General features: G+C 52.1%; 16 protein-coding genes. 2 read left to right on the plus strand and 14 right to left on the minus strand.

Annotated features, from left to right (window positions below):
• Window positions 1–44: 44 nt before the first annotated feature.
• Entirely contained in the window at window positions 45–1,130 is a 1,086-nt protein-coding gene (locus IMCC3135_RS33410; protein ID WP_088921532.1) for a flavin monoamine oxidase family protein, read from the minus strand.
• A gap of 140 nt (window positions 1,131–1,270) precedes the next feature.
• On the opposite strand from IMCC3135_RS33410, the gene IMCC3135_RS33415 reads away from it, so the two are divergent.
• Complete coding sequence (locus IMCC3135_RS33415; protein WP_157736514.1) at window positions 1,271–1,828, plus strand: TetR/AcrR family transcriptional regulator; 558 nt, start codon at window positions 1,271–1,273, stop codon at window positions 1,826–1,828.
• Between the two features lie 235 nt (window positions 1,829–2,063).
• Complete coding sequence (locus tag IMCC3135_RS33420) at window positions 2,064–2,309, plus strand: EF-hand domain-containing protein (protein ID WP_088921534.1); 246 nt, start codon at window positions 2,064–2,066, stop codon at window positions 2,307–2,309.
• Window positions 2,310–2,423: 114 nt separating this feature from the next.
• Here the strand turns inward: IMCC3135_RS33420 and IMCC3135_RS33425 are convergent, their stop codons facing one another.
• The 13 genes from IMCC3135_RS33425 to IMCC3135_RS33485 all read right to left on the minus strand — a co-directional run bounded on the left by IMCC3135_RS33425 (window position 2,424) and on the right by IMCC3135_RS33485 (window position 15,017).
• The gene (locus IMCC3135_RS33425) at window positions 2,424–3,362 is read right to left on the minus strand and encodes a carbohydrate kinase family protein (RefSeq protein ID WP_088921535.1); all 939 of its coding nucleotides are present in this window, start codon (window positions 3,360–3,362) and stop codon (window positions 2,424–2,426) included.
• 87 nt (window positions 3,363–3,449) lie between these two features.
• Complete coding sequence (locus IMCC3135_RS33430) at window positions 3,450–4,370, minus strand: class II fructose-bisphosphate aldolase (RefSeq protein ID WP_088921536.1); 921 nt, start codon at window positions 4,368–4,370, stop codon at window positions 3,450–3,452.
• 18 nt (window positions 4,371–4,388) lie between these two features.
• Window positions 4,389–5,303 carry an ROK family protein gene (locus tag IMCC3135_RS33435; RefSeq protein WP_088921537.1) on the minus strand — a complete coding sequence of 305 codons (915 nt, stop codon included), beginning with the start codon at window positions 5,301–5,303 and terminating at the stop codon, window positions 4,389–4,391.
• Window positions 5,300–5,827: a P-loop nucleotide/nucleoside kinase family protein gene (locus IMCC3135_RS33440; protein ID WP_088921538.1), complete on the minus strand. Its 528-nt coding sequence runs from the start codon at window positions 5,825–5,827 to the stop codon at window positions 5,300–5,302. The genes IMCC3135_RS33435 and IMCC3135_RS33440 overlap by 4 nt, the downstream gene beginning before the upstream one ends.
• Window positions 5,828–5,836: 9 nt before the next feature.
• Window positions 5,837–6,589, minus strand: coding sequence for an ATP-binding cassette domain-containing protein (locus IMCC3135_RS33445; protein ID WP_088921539.1), 753 nt, complete (start codon window positions 6,587–6,589; stop codon window positions 5,837–5,839).
• Window positions 6,586–7,617 (minus strand): ABC transporter permease subunit, encoded by a 1,032-nt coding sequence (locus IMCC3135_RS33450; RefSeq protein WP_205737834.1) that lies wholly within the window; start codon window positions 7,615–7,617, stop codon window positions 6,586–6,588. The genes IMCC3135_RS33445 and IMCC3135_RS33450 overlap by 4 nt, the downstream gene beginning before the upstream one ends.
• A 181-nt stretch (window positions 7,618–7,798) precedes the next feature.
• Window positions 7,799–8,764, minus strand: coding sequence for an ABC transporter substrate-binding protein (locus tag IMCC3135_RS33455; RefSeq protein ID WP_088921540.1), 966 nt, complete (start codon window positions 8,762–8,764; stop codon window positions 7,799–7,801).
• A 140-nt stretch (window positions 8,765–8,904) separates the two neighbouring features.
• Window positions 8,905–10,092, minus strand: a complete 1,188-nt coding sequence (locus IMCC3135_RS33460) for an ROK family transcriptional regulator (protein WP_088921541.1) — start codon at window positions 10,090–10,092, stop codon at window positions 8,905–8,907.
• A 155-nt stretch (window positions 10,093–10,247) separates the two neighbouring features.
• Window positions 10,248–11,474 carry an MFS transporter gene (locus IMCC3135_RS33465; RefSeq protein ID WP_088921542.1) on the minus strand — a complete coding sequence of 409 codons (1,227 nt, stop codon included), beginning with the start codon at window positions 11,472–11,474 and terminating at the stop codon, window positions 10,248–10,250.
• Window positions 11,475–12,785, minus strand: coding sequence for a TRAP transporter large permease (locus tag IMCC3135_RS33470; RefSeq protein WP_088921543.1), 1,311 nt, complete (start codon window positions 12,783–12,785; stop codon window positions 11,475–11,477). It lies immediately after the preceding gene.
• Window positions 12,786–12,819: 34 nt separating this feature from the next.
• The gene (locus IMCC3135_RS33475; protein WP_088921544.1) at window positions 12,820–13,281 is read right to left on the minus strand and encodes a TRAP transporter small permease; all 462 of its coding nucleotides are present in this window, start codon (window positions 13,279–13,281) and stop codon (window positions 12,820–12,822) included.
• Window positions 13,282–13,312: 31 nt separating this feature from the next.
• Window positions 13,313–14,371, minus strand: a complete 1,059-nt coding sequence (locus IMCC3135_RS33480) for a TRAP transporter substrate-binding protein (RefSeq protein ID WP_157736515.1) — start codon at window positions 14,369–14,371, stop codon at window positions 13,313–13,315.
• Between the two features lie 31 nt (window positions 14,372–14,402).
• Window positions 14,403–15,017, minus strand: a complete 615-nt coding sequence (locus IMCC3135_RS33485) for a phenylacetic acid degradation protein PaaY (protein WP_088921546.1) — start codon at window positions 15,015–15,017, stop codon at window positions 14,403–14,405.
• Window positions 15,018–15,101 lie beyond the last annotated feature (84 nt).

Consider the following 15,101-nt stretch of genomic DNA (forward strand, 5'->3'; position numbering starts at 1 on the left):
TGCATAGTGATATTGGTCCCTGCCCTGCACCGATAGAAAAACTATTAGCCATCTGACATCAGCTTGATGATCAGTGCTGCTGCCCGGTTTCCCGATTCCACTGCGCCCTCCAGATAGCCATTGGAATGATCGGTAAGGCCTGCAGTCTCAGAGCCTGCCCAAATCAGCCGGTTGTCCCATTCACTCATCAGCGTAGGTCGACCATGTGATCTTGGCACTACCGGATCGCGGTCCAGGGCGGTTGCTGTTTGAGCATCAAATGCCCAGTCTTTCAGGTGCACAGCAATTGGCTGGCTTGCCGCTTCGCCGAACATACGGGCCAGCTGTGCAACGCCAGCCTGCTTCAAGGCCTGCTCTTGCCCTGGCCGCTGCTCGGCAGGAATGCCGACAAAGCCGAACAAGGCAGAATTGCCACCTGTTCGCGGCGAGGCATCATGAATTTCAGTCAATGGCCCCAATTGGCTGAAACCATCCCCCGACAAGCCTTGCTCCTGCCAGAACGGCTCGGAGTACTCCGCCACGAACTTGGCCTGGGCTGCCATCCACGTCGGTATCTTTGCAAGCAGCTGCCGATCCTTGCTGGGCAGACCGGGCTCGAACGTTATTGAATCAGCTACCACTCTAGGCGGTAGCGCAAGAATTAGATGAGCGGCCTGCATCTCCTGTTCGATACCAGATTGTTTGACACGTACGGTGACACCCTCTGGTGTCTGAACAAGATGCTGTACGTTTGAATTGATCTGCAAGCTGTCGCCGGGCAATACACTGACGAGTGAATCAATCAGCTGTTTCATGCCGCCATCAATACGATTTGATCCGGCCATGGACGCACCACCAAGGCTCTTTTGCAACGAGCCATCGCCGTACTCCATGATCGACAGACCTTCACTAACTTGTGGATAAATGCTCTGTTCCAGACCCAGCTCGGCGATCAGACTGGCGATCTGGCGCTGTCCTGGCCAGAACCAGGAAGGTCCCAGATCCAGTGCGCCAGTGGGCGCAGAGTGTATCCGGCCACCCAGACGATCTCTGGCTTCCAGCAATCGGAAAGGAATACCCTGCAAAGTCAGACGGTATGCTGCACACAGGCCACTCAAACCACCCCCTACGATCAAGACAACAGGCTTCATCAAACACTCACGTGCTGGGATTGCATAGCTGGATTCTTCATGTTTTCTGACTTCATGTGTCGGAGATCAAGTAATCAACAGTGTAATATACCTATCGGAAGATAGATATATTCGCAATGCTACCGAAAGCGTACCCCGTCATGACCGATAACCGCACAAAACTGGTAGATGCCGCTCAGGATCGCGTACAAAGCAGCGGCCTCAAGGCGCTCAGTTTTCGCACCCTGGCCGATCAGATAGGCATCAAATCATCGAGCGTGCATTACCACTTCCCTGAAAAAGCGGATCTGGCTCAAGCACTGATCGAACGCTACAGCCTTTCCATGTCCGACTCCCTGTCCGCAATTTCGAACAGTGATGCTGATCTGCGTGGCAAGCTTGAGGCCTTCATCGGCATTTTCGAAGCGGTGGCAAGGCGCGACAAAATCTGTCTTTGCGGCATGCTGACCGCTGAAGTCGAGTTACTCAGCGATACAAACAAACAGGCACTACAAGTCTTCTTTCATGATATGGAACACTGGCTGTGCTCACTTTTTGATGCACATCTTGCTGAAATGAAATCCCCGCTGTCGCACCTCAGTCTGGCCAAGGCGATGATATCCGGGTTGGAAGGTGCGCTGCTGGTAGACAGGGTTGCTGGCAACACACATTGCATGAATGCTCAGAAGAAACTATTTCTGTCCATGCTCATTGCCTGAAAGCAAACCCTGCCTTCCAGTAATGTGTAGCCGATTTAAATTCATCATTCGTTCACACACTCAACGGCATTCTATACCCGTGGCAGGCAACGCCTCAATCGAGACACCCTCTGGGGGTCAAAGTTGATGTTATCTACACGGACAAAGCTTGCTGAAGTCTGTCTGTTCAGAATTCTTCAGTGGTTTGTACTTTGTTTTACGTTTTTTCATTTGAACTTCAATTCGGATAAAGACTATGAAACGCTCTACAAGCAAACTCGCAAAATCTTTCGCACTTCCTTTGGTACTGGTAGCCGGCATCGCCGCTGCTCAGGAAGATCCAGCCGCCATTTTCGAATCACTCGATGCTGACGGTAACGGCTCTTTGTCAGAAGCTGAAGCTTCTGCCAATGAAATGGTCATGAGCAAATGGGAAACACTGGATGCCGATGGCAACAGTGAAATCTCTGTAGAAGAAATGGCAGCCTTCACTGCCGAGTAAAGCATTGTCCTGATACGTCAGGGGTAGTCAGACACGGTGATGCGTGCCTATCAAGGGCGCATCACCGTTTGCAGTATTCAGAACAAGCTACGTTGAAGTCTTGCGTCCCATCGCTCAGGACTTTAGCTTTAGAAGCTGTTCTATCGATTCACTATCTGAATTACCTTCCATCGGCCCTCGGCGAGTCACCGCCAGAGCACCGGCTGCATTGGCATAACGTCCAGCTGACTCCGGCGAATGCCCTTGAGTGATCATCGCCAGGAAGGTTCCACAAAACGCGTCACCGGCACCCGTAGGGTCCACTTCCTGAACCTTGTGTCCACAAAATTCAAAACGATCCTCACCACTGATGATCAAAGCCCCTTGCGAACCACGCTTTAACGCAAGAATGTCTGCACCGTAGGACCGCATCTGATCGATACTCTGCTCTTCGCTTTTACCTGGAAACAGAAATTCCAGATCGCTTGTACTGGGAAACAGATAACTACTGTGCTCCATCATGCGAAAAAGCATATCTCGCCCTGCCTGATCACGCATCAGTTCGGCGCGAGCATTCGGGTCACAACTGATCTTCCCTCCTCGCGCCAGAACCTGCGAGGCTATGGATTCAATCGCCACTCGCAAGTTTGCATTCCCAAGTGAAGCACCTGAAACATGCAGCAGCAAAGCCCCTTCTGGCAATACAAACGGCGTTTCAGCAATGGCATCCGCAGCGGTATCATTCAGGTGGAATATGAATGTGCGAGTTCCATCATCAAAATAGGAAACAAAGGCGACCCCGGTGGTTTTGTCCTCAAGCCTTAGAACGGCTGAGGTATCCACCCCGCTGGCCTGCAAACGATCGGTCAGTACATTACCGAAGTTATCAGCTCCCAGCCCACCGAATATCTTTGTCCGCGCCCCCATACGGGCCGCCTGATCAATGCAGATAGCGGGGGCTCCACTGGCATAAGGGCCGGTGAACTCTGCCAGCTCACGCAGCGCACAGCCCTTGCGATGAGAAACAAACTCAACCAGGAGTTCCCCTACGCTGATGATGGTCGTATCGTTCATTGCCAGTCTGCCGTGTTCTAGCCGATGTTTGTCCGAAATAGCAGCATCGTGATATCTCGGACAAACTCCATTAGTCGCTGTGAGAAATCAGGCTTTGCCAGATGATTGCAGCAGATTCATCTTGTTGATGATGACACGCCGCATCTCGTTTCGTGCAGGTTCCAGTATCTTGCGAAGATCGATGATCTCAGGCTTGTCTCTGAGCAGTTCACGCACACCCGCTGTGCTGGCAATACGCAGATCGGTTCCCACATTCACCTTGCACATACCACTGGCGATTGCCTGGGTAATATCGTCATCATGTATGCCAACAGCATCCTTGAGTACGCCGCCTGCGTCAATAACACGTGCTACAACATCTTGTGGAATGCTGCTGGCGCCATGCATGACCAGTGGCTGACTGACTCTGGCTGCAATTTCGGCAATCCGCTTGTGATTGATTTCTGGTCTTCCACGCCCTTTGTTAGGACCATGCGCAGTACCCACAGCGATTGCCAGTGTATCGGCGCCGGCTGCTGCCATGAACCTTTCGGCCTCCTCAGCCGTTGTCAGCGTTGCATTCTCCTCTGAAATGATCACCTCGGCACCCAGCTCAACCAGCCGACCTATTTCCGCCTCGACACTGACGCCAACAGCACTTGCCGCATCGACAACACGCCGGGTTTCTCGAATATTGGTTGCTTCATCCTCATGCGATTTATCAATCATGATTGAGGTAAAACCGTTTCTGATGCACCACATGCATATCTCAAACGACTCACCATGATCCAGATGCACAGCAACAGGTACAGTCGCATTCCTCGCTTCAGCCAGGGCAATATCGACGATACGCTTGCTGCTGTATTTCAAAGCCCCGGCAGTAATGGCCAGCAGAATCGGACTGCGCGTCTCTTCCGCCGCTTCCATGATTGCCAGTGTGGTTTCAAGATTATCGGTATTGAAAGCACCAACTCCATATTTTCCTGCCTGCGCTGCCTGCAGAATTTCCAAGCCTGTCTGTAATGCCATGAGTGTCTCTCGTAAAAATCAGTAAATAGGATCGTTCAGGTCCAGCAATGCAAGTGCGCCTTGCAAAGTAGAATGGTTACCCAGGCAGGCCCACTGTATTTTTATGGAATCCGCAGGGTATGGCTTTCGCAAGTGCTTGCGCACATTGCTGATCAATCTGTCTTGTGGGTAGCCGGCCATCTGCGGTATACCCCCACCAACCACGATCATGTCGGGAACAAACAGCGTTACCAATGTCGCAATCATGAAAGATTGATATAAGACGAAAGTCTCCAGCTCGGCACTTAGAGCCGGATTGTCTTTTTCAATAAACAGGTTCTCTACCGAACAAGAGTGTTTGAGTGCAAGTTCTAACAGCGTATGACCACACGCATAGGCTTCGATGCAATCGGTATTGCCACACACACAAGGCTTACCCTGAGCCATGATGGGTATATGGCCAGCTTGCAAACCGGCAGCACTCTGCGCATAGGGATCACCATCGACCAGATACGCAGCACCTATACCGGTACCAAAATAGACACCAAACACCGCTGGACTACCTTGGGCCGAACCACCTCTCCACTCCCCCAGCAACTGCAACATGATGTCCTGCTCCAGAATCACGCGACACTGGAGCGCTGCGGACAGGCTTGCCTGCAGACCCTGGCCTTCAAGCTGTGGGATATTGTTGCAATGAGTGAAGGTATCCTGCTGTCGATCTATCATCCCGGGTAAACCCAGCACGACAACATCAAGCTTCAGTTCTAATTTCGTCGCATATTCGCGAATGATATCAACCAGCACCTGCTGAGCATTATCAACCCGTAGCCGATCGCTACTGATTCTCTGGAAGTCCGGGCAGGCAACTCCTTGGCGCATATGACCCAGCCGCAGACTGGTGCCGCCCAGATCAAGTACCACGACATTGCCGGTCTCATGTTCGGTGCTCATGTGTGATTCACATAGTTCAGTGCTTGTTCCAGACACTGTTCCAGAGAACTCTTGTCCGTTTCGATAACAAGCTTCGGCTCTTCAATAGGTTCCGCTGCAGCCTTGCTTCTCTGATACAACGCAAAATCGCGATCCTTGGCAAGATGTACGTCCTGGTCATTGTGCAATCGCGCTTTGACTGATTCTTCCGAACAGATGCATTCAATGATGAGCAACTGTGCATTCGAGCGTTTTGCAGCCGTTTTCACAGCTTCAACCTGATAGCGCTTTGAATAGGTGCGACCATCAAGAATAACCACTGGTGGTGCGGCTGTAGTGAGCAGGTAATTGGCTACGTCATACATTACGCCCAGACAAAGATCATTCTGTTCGTTGCTGTAATCCACATGACTGGCAAACAGAAAATCTCTGACTCTGTCCTTATCCAGCAAGACCGCATTGAGCGCGCGCTGCAACTTTGCAGCTACAGCACTCTTGCCCGAGGCTGGTAAACCTGCCATCGCAATTATCAAAGTATCGTTCATTGCTTCGCGTCAGTCGTCCAGCACGCGGCCCATCATCATGGCGACCACTTCATCTTCATTGGTATCCGAGATAAGCCGCTCACCTGCTTTGCGTCCTCTTTCAAGTACAAAAATACGATCACTGACTTCAAAGATGTCGCTGAGGTTATGCGATATGAGAATGATGGCAACACCCTGGGACTTGAGTTTTTTGATCAGAGCCTTGACTTCCCTTTGCTCCGGGACACCCAATGCTGCCGTCGGCTCGTCCATGATGATGACCTTGGCTTTCCAGTACACAGCACGACTGATGGCAATGGCTTGCCTCTGTCCACCGGACAGAAATTGCACCGGCATGCTCAGATCATTAAGCCGAATACCCAGGTGTTTCAGTGCACCACGAGCCTCTTCACGCATGTGTTTGCGATCCAGTACCGGCAGGCCCAGGACGCGCTTCATTTTCTCTCGGCCCAGAAATATATTGATACCGACATCAAGATTATCCGCCAGCGCAAGATCCTGATAGATAGTCTCGATACCCAGATCACGAACTTCTTGAGGGCTGCGTTTGCTGATGGTTTGACCGGCAAATCGTATCTCGCCCTCATCCGGCGGATGCACACCGGCAATCATCTTGATCAAAGTGCTCTTGCCAGCACCATTATCACCGGCAAGTGCCAGTACTTCTCCAGCATGTAGTTCCAGAGAAATATTACTAGACGCTTTTGTGCCTCCAAAGCGCTTGCTGACATTGTCTACCGACAATATGACTTCAGCCGTCATGACGCCGCTCCTGCAGAGGTAGCTCGAGCAAGACTAGCTCGTGACTGATCTATCAGGACCGCAATTATGATGACAAGACCAACGGTGATGAACTGCCAGAAAGGCGGCATGCCAATGAAGACCAGTCCGAACTGTATGATGGCAATAATCAGTGAACCGATAACGGTACCGGCAATCGTGCCACTGCCACCGGTCAGACTTGCCCCACCGATAAATACGGCGGCAACGGCGTTCAAAAGAATTGGCTCTCCCGCATCGGCGGCACCGGCAGAAAAACGTGCGGTATAAAAGATACCTGCCAAAGCGGCGGTGAACGCACTCATCAGATAGATCATGAAAGTGATTCTGGTGGTATTGACGCCAGCTCTGATAGCAGACTGAATATTGCCACCCATAGCGTAGGTATACAGACCGAATCGTGTATGGGAAAGCAGGTAGTGAAAGATCAGAGTAACGATCACCGCGACCAATACGGGAATAGGAACAATATCGAATACGCGTCCGTTGCCAAACTCCCGAGCTGTACTATTACGGATGCTCACGGTTGCACCGCCTGCAATCAGAAAGGCCACACCACGCGTCACACCGAACATACCCAGCGTACCGATGAATGAGGGTACTTTCAGGCGTGCGATCAACCATCCGTTGATCATGCCCGGAACCAGTGCAATACCAATACCGGCACTGATACCCAGCGTAAAAGACAAGACGGGTGGCAGCTCAGGCAGTGCTCGTATGACCACGGCCATGGTAACGGCAGCCAAACCAGCAATGAAGCCGATAGACAAGTCGATACCGGCAGAGATGATGACGAGAGTGAGGCCCAAGGCCATCATGAGTATCTGAGTGGCGGTCAGCAACACACTTTGAAGATTGTACAGATTGCCGAAAAATGTCCTGCCATACGTGATCCAGGACCAGGATTCGAAAAAGGCAATAATGATGATCAGGAACAACCATGACCAGGCGTTGGTCAGTATTTGCAATAGTCGAAGCCCGGTTGGTACTTCGTACTTTTCTGTAGTCACTTTGTTATCCACGGCTGGCTACTGTGTTGATAAAACAAGGATTGAGGGCGCAGGAGTACACGGCCCTTAAGGGTTGTGAAATGGATCGCTATTTGTTTCACGCCTTCTCAGGCCAGTCCTTTGCAGGACTGGCCACGGAACTAGTGGCCGATCAGGCTGCCACTAGGGGTCATCGTTAAAATCAATCAGAGTAGATGTAGCGTGCCACTTCAGGCTCATCAACATTCTCGGCAGTGATGACAGTGAAACCCGTACCAATCATGGGCGGCACTGACTGACCCGTCAGATGTGCATAGGCTGTCATCACACCGTAGTAGCCTATTTCAGCAGGATGCTGTGCGATAGCCATATCAACAACACCATCTTTCAGTTGCTCGACAATCGATTGAGGCGCATCGAATGCGACAACGGTTATTTCATCCAGTTTGTTGGCCGATTCAACGCCATTCGCAGCACCGATGGCTGAGAACAGGTTGGCACCGAAGACACCACCCAGATTGGGCTCACGTGCCAGTACGGCTTGTAGTTGTCCGGCCGCGGTGGATGCATCATTTTCGTTGTACTGAGTATCGAGCACCTGGATGTCGGGAAAACGCTCAGCCATCTCCAGCTTGAATCCTTCTTCACGCTGATCGGTTGTAGAAATACCGGGACGTACGTTGGATACGTAGACCGAGCCCTTGCCACCCATGCTTTCAGCCATGGCTGCAGCGGCCATACGGCCACCAGCAACATTATCAGAGGCTATATAGGACATCGGGAAGTCACCATCACCGGCGCCGTCCTGATATTTACCATCGTCAATGAATGTATCCACAGTGATGACTGCCACGCCGCGTTCACTCGCTCTTCTGAGTGGTTCGATAAGCTGCGTTGTATCTGTCGGTGCGATAACAATGGCATCGGGTTGTCGGGCAATGACGGCATCCAGTACAGGAACCTGAAGTGTCGGATTGAAATCTTCGGCACCCTGAAAATCAACCTTGATTCCCAATGCCTTGGCGGCAGCCTGTGCCCCCTTGTTCATGGTGATGTAGAAAGCATCGGTTGTCAGGCCCGGCACCAGCACAATGGAAATATCATCCTGTGCCTGGACCGTTCCCATAAAGGAACTTGCGACGATCGCTGCTGCTAGAATTTTCTTCATGATGTTTGAATCCTCCTGTTGAATTCGTGGTTTTTACTTTATTGAGACTTATAGAAACCCTTGACCTTTGAATGGCCCAGTGGTGAACAACTTCTTTTGGTGTATTGGAAATATGAAAAGCCTGGATCAATAAAACCGACTCACTGCATAAGACCTCCTTCTGCATCAGACTTGTATAGATTCGAGCCGGTACCCGTACCGTGTGCTGTCAGTGCTAGCACATCGTAGATAGGCAATGTCGCCGCCCCCAGCACCGCGTTATCGTCACCATTACTGCATTGGCGCAACTTGGCGCGTTCAGACCAACCGGGCATGTAATAGTCATCCAGGCGCGTGGAAACCCCTTGTAACAATGCACGAATGAATTCGGGAGGTAGTTGACCACCAACAATGATCGCATCCAGATTCAACATATGATCCACGGAAACAAGCGCTTTTGCGAACAGATCACTGGCCATATCCAACCAGGCCATGAGCGTTTTTTCTCCGGTATTTATACGCTCGGATATCTCAGCAAGAATATTAGCCCCCAGATCTCGTTGCAGGGCATAGCCCGATACGTAGTTCTCAAGATAGGGCACGACACCTTTGACAGGTTTTTGCGGATGTATCAGCAAATGTCCGAATTCAGCAGCATTGAGACCAGCACCGCGATAGACGCGACGGTCCAGGAACAAACCACCACCCAGCCCGTTACCAAAAAACGTTATGTGCAAGAAGTTGCGGTAATCACGCCCCATGCCATACCAAAACTCTCCGATGGCAGCAACGGTTGCATTGTTGTCCATATAGACCGGCAGATTCAGTGCTTCTGCCAGCGGTTGGCGTAGTTGTACATTATCCCAATCGGTCGTAAAAGCGGTCTGGGTGACGCTGCCCTGCACAAGGTCAATCGGGCCTACTGATGCCAGACCCGCGGCCAGCGGCTTTCCATTAGGCACTTCCTGCTTGAGTAATTTGCCAATGCGTATCAGCGATTTCATGACAGCAGCAGGTGTCGGTGGTCTGGGCAGGTCTTCAACGATATCGAAGATGATATTGCCTTTCAGATCGACTACAGCGCCACGAATTCTTTCATGACTGAAGTGAAGTCCCAGTGTGTAGGCTGAGTTGGCAGCCACCCCCATTTCTATGGCGGGTTGACCTCTAGAACTGGTTCGGCGACCCAGTTCGATGACATAGCCCAACTCAAGTAATTCAGCGACGATATAGGAAATCGAGGCGGTGGTCAGACCCACATGCTGTGCAATTTCTGACCGGGATACAGGCTCGAACAGATGTATGACTTCGAATACACGTGCACGATTGAAGTCTCGCGAATTAGACATGGGACGTACCGAATAAGACTGTCCTTCTGCCTCGCGACGCGCTCATTTAATTAAATTAAATTGTTTAACTTAATAGGAATATAGAACGCCTGTCATTGCTGTGTCAACCAAAATCCACGAATCAACGGACTTCGGTTGACACCACAACTGTCCATTCAGCCCGGGCGCACCACTGCCGATCGCCCAAGCCTGGCCACTGGTGACTCATTGATTGGCAGATGCAACAGCGCTGCAATCAGGCCCAGGACGATGCCGGCAACCCACATGCTGTCGTAGCTACCGCTGCTGTCATAAAGCCTGCCCCCAAGCCATACGCCCAGGAAACTACCAATCTGGTGGCTCAGAAAGACGATGCCGAACAAGGTCCCCATATAGCGTGTGCCAAAGACCTGAGCCACGATACCCGTGGTCAGCGGCACCGTTGAGAGCCACAACAACCCCATGACAGCGGCAAATCCCAGCACCACCAAGGGTGTTTTGGGAAGTAGCAACAAGGCGGTGATAGCGACGGCTCGGGCCGTGTAGATAAAGCTCAGGGACATTCTCATGCTGTAGCGTTGCCCTGCAACACCCGACAACAAGGATCCGGCAATATTGAAAAGCCCTATCAAGGCCAGACTGTAAGCACCAATGTTCGGATTCAACCCGATGTCTCGAACATAGGCCGGGAAGTGAACCGTGATGAAGGCGACATGGAAACCGCAGACAAAAAAGCCCAGTGTCAGCAAAATGAATCCGCGGTGTGTGAGTGCTTCGTTCAGCGCAGCTCGCAGGCTCTGCTCCTCCTCAAGCTGATTGCCAGAGCTGCCGTGCGGTAGCATCCAGGCCAGCGGTATCAGCACCAGCGCGCAGCCGGATAGAATAATCAGAGCCTGTTGCCAACCGAAACTACTGATAAAGCCTTGACCGATAGGCGAAAACAGCACTTGCCCCAGAGAACCAGCGGCCGTCCCGATGCCCAGTACAAATGAGCGTTTTTCCGGCCCGACGACTCTGACCATGGCAGCCATTGCCAGCGTAAATGCGGAGAAGGCAATACCCAGACCGGACAACACACCTCCGAACAAGTAAAGCAAGGCGTGGGAATCGGCAAACGCCATGCCGTAAACCCCGATAAAATAAGTAATGGCGCCCGCCATGATGATTCGGCTGGAACCCCATTTATCCGCAAGAATACCGGCGATCGGCAAGCCCAGTCCCCAGAAAAGATTCTGCAAGGCCAGCGCCAGGCCGAAGGTCTCCCGACTCCAGCCTCGAGTCACCGTCATGGGCTCGAGAAACAAACCGAATGAGGAGCGAATACCAAATCCGATAACCGAGATAAGGCAACCTGCAACAATAACGATGACCGGCGTTCGCCATTGGCTCTTTAATGTACTCACCTACTTCATGACCGACGGCAACCATAACGACAAGGCCGGTATCATGACCAGCACCGCCAGCCTGACCACATCGGCAATGACAAACGGTGTGACGCCACGAAAAATGGTGCTCAACTTGACATCACTCAGAACGCCTCGTAGCACATAGACGTTCAAACCCACCGGCGGTGTGATCAAACTGATTTCCGTCACCACCACCACAATGATGGCAAACCAGATCAGCACCACATCAGGTCCCATTCCAAAATCAAGATTCATGATAATCGGATAGAACACGGGTACGGTCAGCAGAATCATCGACAGACTTTCCAGCACACAGCCCAAGATGATGTAGATCACCAGCATGGCGGCCAATACCACGAACGCATTCAACTCCAGATCTTCTATCAGCCAGCCAAGCTCATCGGGCAACCCTGCCAGATTGATGAAGTTGGTGAAGATCAATGCCCCGATGAGCACCGCAAAAATCATGGCCGTGGTACGAACGCAATCCAGCAAGGACTCAAACAAGGTCTTGATGGTCAGGCTGCGCTTGGCAATGGCGATGATAAACGCAACCCCGGCCCCAATACCAGCCGCCTCGGTCGGTGTAAAAATACCGCCGTAGATGCCGCCGATTATAATCAGGAAAAGCAGTAACACTTCCCAGACACCCAGCACCGCTTTGCCTCTTTGTGCCCAGGTTGAGCGCTCACCACGCGGGCCCAGATCTGGCCAGATGCGGGTCATGACATTGATCGCGATCGCATAACCGATAACACCCAGCAGCCCCGGGATCACCCCGGCCATGAACAGGGCACCAATATTGGTTTCGGTCATGATGCCGAAAATAACCAGAATGACACTGGGGGGAATCAATATGCCCAGCGTTCCTCCGGCTGCAATGGCACCGGTGGCCAGACTATCGGCATAACCAAAACGACGCATGGGTGGCATGGCCACCTTGCTCATGGTCGCCGCCGTGGCCAGACTGGAACCGCAGACAGCACTGAACCCGCCGCAGGCGCCAATGGTGGCAATGGCCAATCCACCACGCCAATGACCGACAAATGAATAGGCGGCGTCATAGAGTTTGTGGGACAGCCCCGAACGGGTGATCAGATTTCCCATGAAAATGAACAGAGGAATGATCGACAGTGTGTAGGACAAGCCACCGTCAAAGGCCATCTGGCCAACCATCGACAAAGAGGCAGACCAGCTGGTCTGCAAGGCAAAGCCGACAAAACCAATAAGCCCCATTGCAAAGGCAATAGGCATGCGCAACAGTATCAGTACCATCAGTACTGCAAATCCGATAAGCGAGGCCGTCATGAGTGCAGGTTTCTGATGGTGTAGGCAGACTTGATCATGAGCGCTTCATCGCCTCTAGGCCCTTGAGTACCAGTACCAGAGCACTGATGGCACACGATGCCGTCATGAGATAGCCGATCGGTGTCAAGGGTATTTCCAGGGTATTGGTCACATGACCGTCAGCAGCAATGCTTTGTGTCTTGTGCCATAACTGCCAGGCAAGCACCGCCAGCACCAGAGCGCTGAGCCAGTCCATGACCAACGTCAGGAACCTGCGAAAACCATCGGGCATGAAAGCATCAAGCAAGTCGACACGGATGTGTTCATCCGTGTCGGTGGCTAACGGCAAACCGATGAAGATCATGGCGGCCAGGGCAAGTTCGGTAATCTCGAACGCCCCCGTCAGAGGGTTGTTGAACAGGTAGCGACCCACCACATCAATGCAGGTCACTACCATCATCAACAGCACCATGAATGAGGCAAGGCCACCCATGCCATAACGCAGAACATTACTCATGCGAGGCAGACCTTCATCACACGGCTAAGCATCATTTTTGCTGTGCTTTGGCCCGCAGACTGGCAAGCAAGGCCTCGCCGTCAACACCTTTTTTCGCAGCTTTTTCGAGCCACTCGGCTTCGATAGGCTCAAGAGCTGCGTTGATTTCGGCAATGAAAGCATCATCAGCAACCGTTACGGGAATGTCGGCCTCTTTAATGGCTTCCCAGGCCGCTGCATCGGCAACATCCCAGGCTTGACCTTGCAAGCGGGCAAACGCTTCACCGGATACGCTCATGATGGCTTTCTGATCATCCTCGGACAGGCTATCCCAACGCCCCTGATTCATGCTCATGAACCAGGTGGTGTTGTACAGACCACCGGGAATCTGCGTGATATTGTCTACTGCATCGATGAACTTGTATGAAACCATCGTCTCGGCCGGCATGGTCAGAGCATCGATAACACCACGAGACATGGTCTCGTAGATTTCCGAGGGTGATACCAGCATCTGCTCCGCACCCAGTGCTGCAATCAGATCATTGGCGACACCACCTGGTACACGAACTTTCAGACCTTCCAGGTCAGCCGCTTTTTCGATCTTGTTCTCTGTGCGGTTCTGGATAATGCCGGGACCATGTGTGAACAGGCTCAGGACATGAGTTCCCTCGTGCTCTGCAAAAATCTCTGGCGTCTCTTCTGCGACCTGCCAGTAAGCGGCAGACACCGCTTCGGCGCTCTCACCCAGGAAGGGGAACTGGGCCACATTACTGACTTCGAAGCGCGTGCCTTTTGTATAGCTCTGCAGACCGTAGCTGATATCGGCAATACCATCTTTGGCCAGATCAAAATGTATCAGCGGCGAGCCCAGTGGCTTGGCCAGTATGCGTATCCGTACATTTCCATTGGTTGCTTCGCGCACCTGATCGGCCCATGGCTTCAGGGCGTTGACGACAAAGGGATGAGTCGGTGGCAACCAGGAGGATAGTGTCAGTGTTTCTGCCGCCACCACGGTTGTCACAGGTGCTGCAGACAGCAGCAGCGCGACAGCGGTCAACGTGCCTTTGAATACAGTTTTAAGCTTTGTGGAAGCTGTGTACTTAGGTGTCATGAAAATTCCTTGTGGTATCAAGTGGTGGACTTCAGTCGTCAAATTTCTTGCGAGCATTGACTAGCGGCTCGAATGCACCCATGGGGATGCGAGCTCTGTTTTCTTCTACTTGCTGCAATGGTTCTGCAGGTTTCATACTTTGGTGACAACGAATACTCAACGCCTGGTAGGTGCGAGTACCTTCACTCTTCCAACTGATTTCCTCATCAGTTAACTGCCGAATGATCTTGGCTGGCAGACCCGCTACCAGAGATCGGGGTGGGATGATGATACCTGCCTTGACGAATGCCATCGCTGCCACAATGCTGGACTCTCCAATCACAGCCTTGTCCATCACGACTGCATTCATGCCGACCATGGCGTTCTTGCCGATATGACAGCCGTGCAAAACGGCACCATGACCTATATGCCCATCTTCTTCAACGATGGTGTCAGTGTTCGGGAACCCATGCATGACACAGGTGTCTTGCAAGTTGGCGCCACGTTCCAGAACCAGTCGCCCAAAGTCGCCTCGCAGACAGGCAGCCGGACCCACATAACAATCAGGACCGACAATCACATCACCAATAAGAATAGCATCTGGATGCACAAAAGCACTGGGGTCTATAACCGGGACTATCCCATCTATCTCATATACACGTGCCATGGAAGCAGACTCAATTAGTGGTCAGGCAGCTCGGAACTGCCAATACATTAAGGCAAGAATGCGAATGCCCGTCAAGCGGGCAAA

The sequence above is a fragment of the Granulosicoccus antarcticus IMCC3135 genome (genome assembly GCF_002215215.1).
GTDB lineage: Bacteria > Pseudomonadota > Gammaproteobacteria > Granulosicoccales > Granulosicoccaceae > Granulosicoccus > Granulosicoccus antarcticus.

What these genes read in the sequence shown, in the direction of transcription:
- IMCC3135_RS33445 (WP_088921539.1), bottom strand. Translation starts at nt 6,589, where the DNA reads ATGACGGCTGAAGTCATATTGTCGGTAGACAATGTCAGCAAGCGCTTT.
- IMCC3135_RS33415 (WP_157736514.1), top strand. Translation starts at nt 1,271, where the DNA reads ATGACCGATAACCGCACAAAACTGGTAGATGCCGCTCAGGATCGCGTA.
- IMCC3135_RS33485 (WP_088921546.1), bottom strand. Translation starts at nt 15,017, where the DNA reads ATGGCACGTGTATATGAGATAGATGGGATAGTCCCGGTTATAGACCCC.
- IMCC3135_RS33430 (WP_088921536.1), bottom strand. Translation starts at nt 4,370, where the DNA reads ATGGCATTACAGACAGGCTTGGAAATTCTGCAGGCAGCGCAGGCAGGA.
- IMCC3135_RS33435 (WP_088921537.1), bottom strand. Translation starts at nt 5,303, where the DNA reads ATGAGCACCGAACATGAGACCGGCAATGTCGTGGTACTTGATCTGGGC.
- IMCC3135_RS33410 (WP_088921532.1), bottom strand. Translation starts at nt 1,130, where the DNA reads ATGAAGCCTGTTGTCTTGATCGTAGGGGGTGGTTTGAGTGGCCTGTGT.
- IMCC3135_RS33425 (WP_088921535.1), bottom strand. Translation starts at nt 3,362, where the DNA reads ATGAACGATACGACCATCATCAGCGTAGGGGAACTCCTGGTTGAGTTT.
- IMCC3135_RS33420 (WP_088921534.1), top strand. Translation starts at nt 2,064, where the DNA reads ATGAAACGCTCTACAAGCAAACTCGCAAAATCTTTCGCACTTCCTTTG.
- IMCC3135_RS33470 (WP_088921543.1), bottom strand. Translation starts at nt 12,785, where the DNA reads ATGACGGCCTCGCTTATCGGATTTGCAGTACTGATGGTACTGATACTG.
- IMCC3135_RS33475 (WP_088921544.1), bottom strand. Translation starts at nt 13,281, where the DNA reads ATGAGTAATGTTCTGCGTTATGGCATGGGTGGCCTTGCCTCATTCATG.
- IMCC3135_RS33440 (WP_088921538.1), bottom strand. Translation starts at nt 5,827, where the DNA reads ATGAACGATACTTTGATAATTGCGATGGCAGGTTTACCAGCCTCGGGC.
- IMCC3135_RS33455 (WP_088921540.1), bottom strand. Translation starts at nt 8,764, where the DNA reads ATGAAGAAAATTCTAGCAGCAGCGATCGTCGCAAGTTCCTTTATGGGA.
- IMCC3135_RS33460 (WP_088921541.1), bottom strand. Translation starts at nt 10,092, where the DNA reads ATGTCTAATTCGCGAGACTTCAATCGTGCACGTGTATTCGAAGTCATA.
- IMCC3135_RS33480 (WP_157736515.1), bottom strand. Translation starts at nt 14,371, where the DNA reads ATGACACCTAAGTACACAGCTTCCACAAAGCTTAAAACTGTATTCAAA.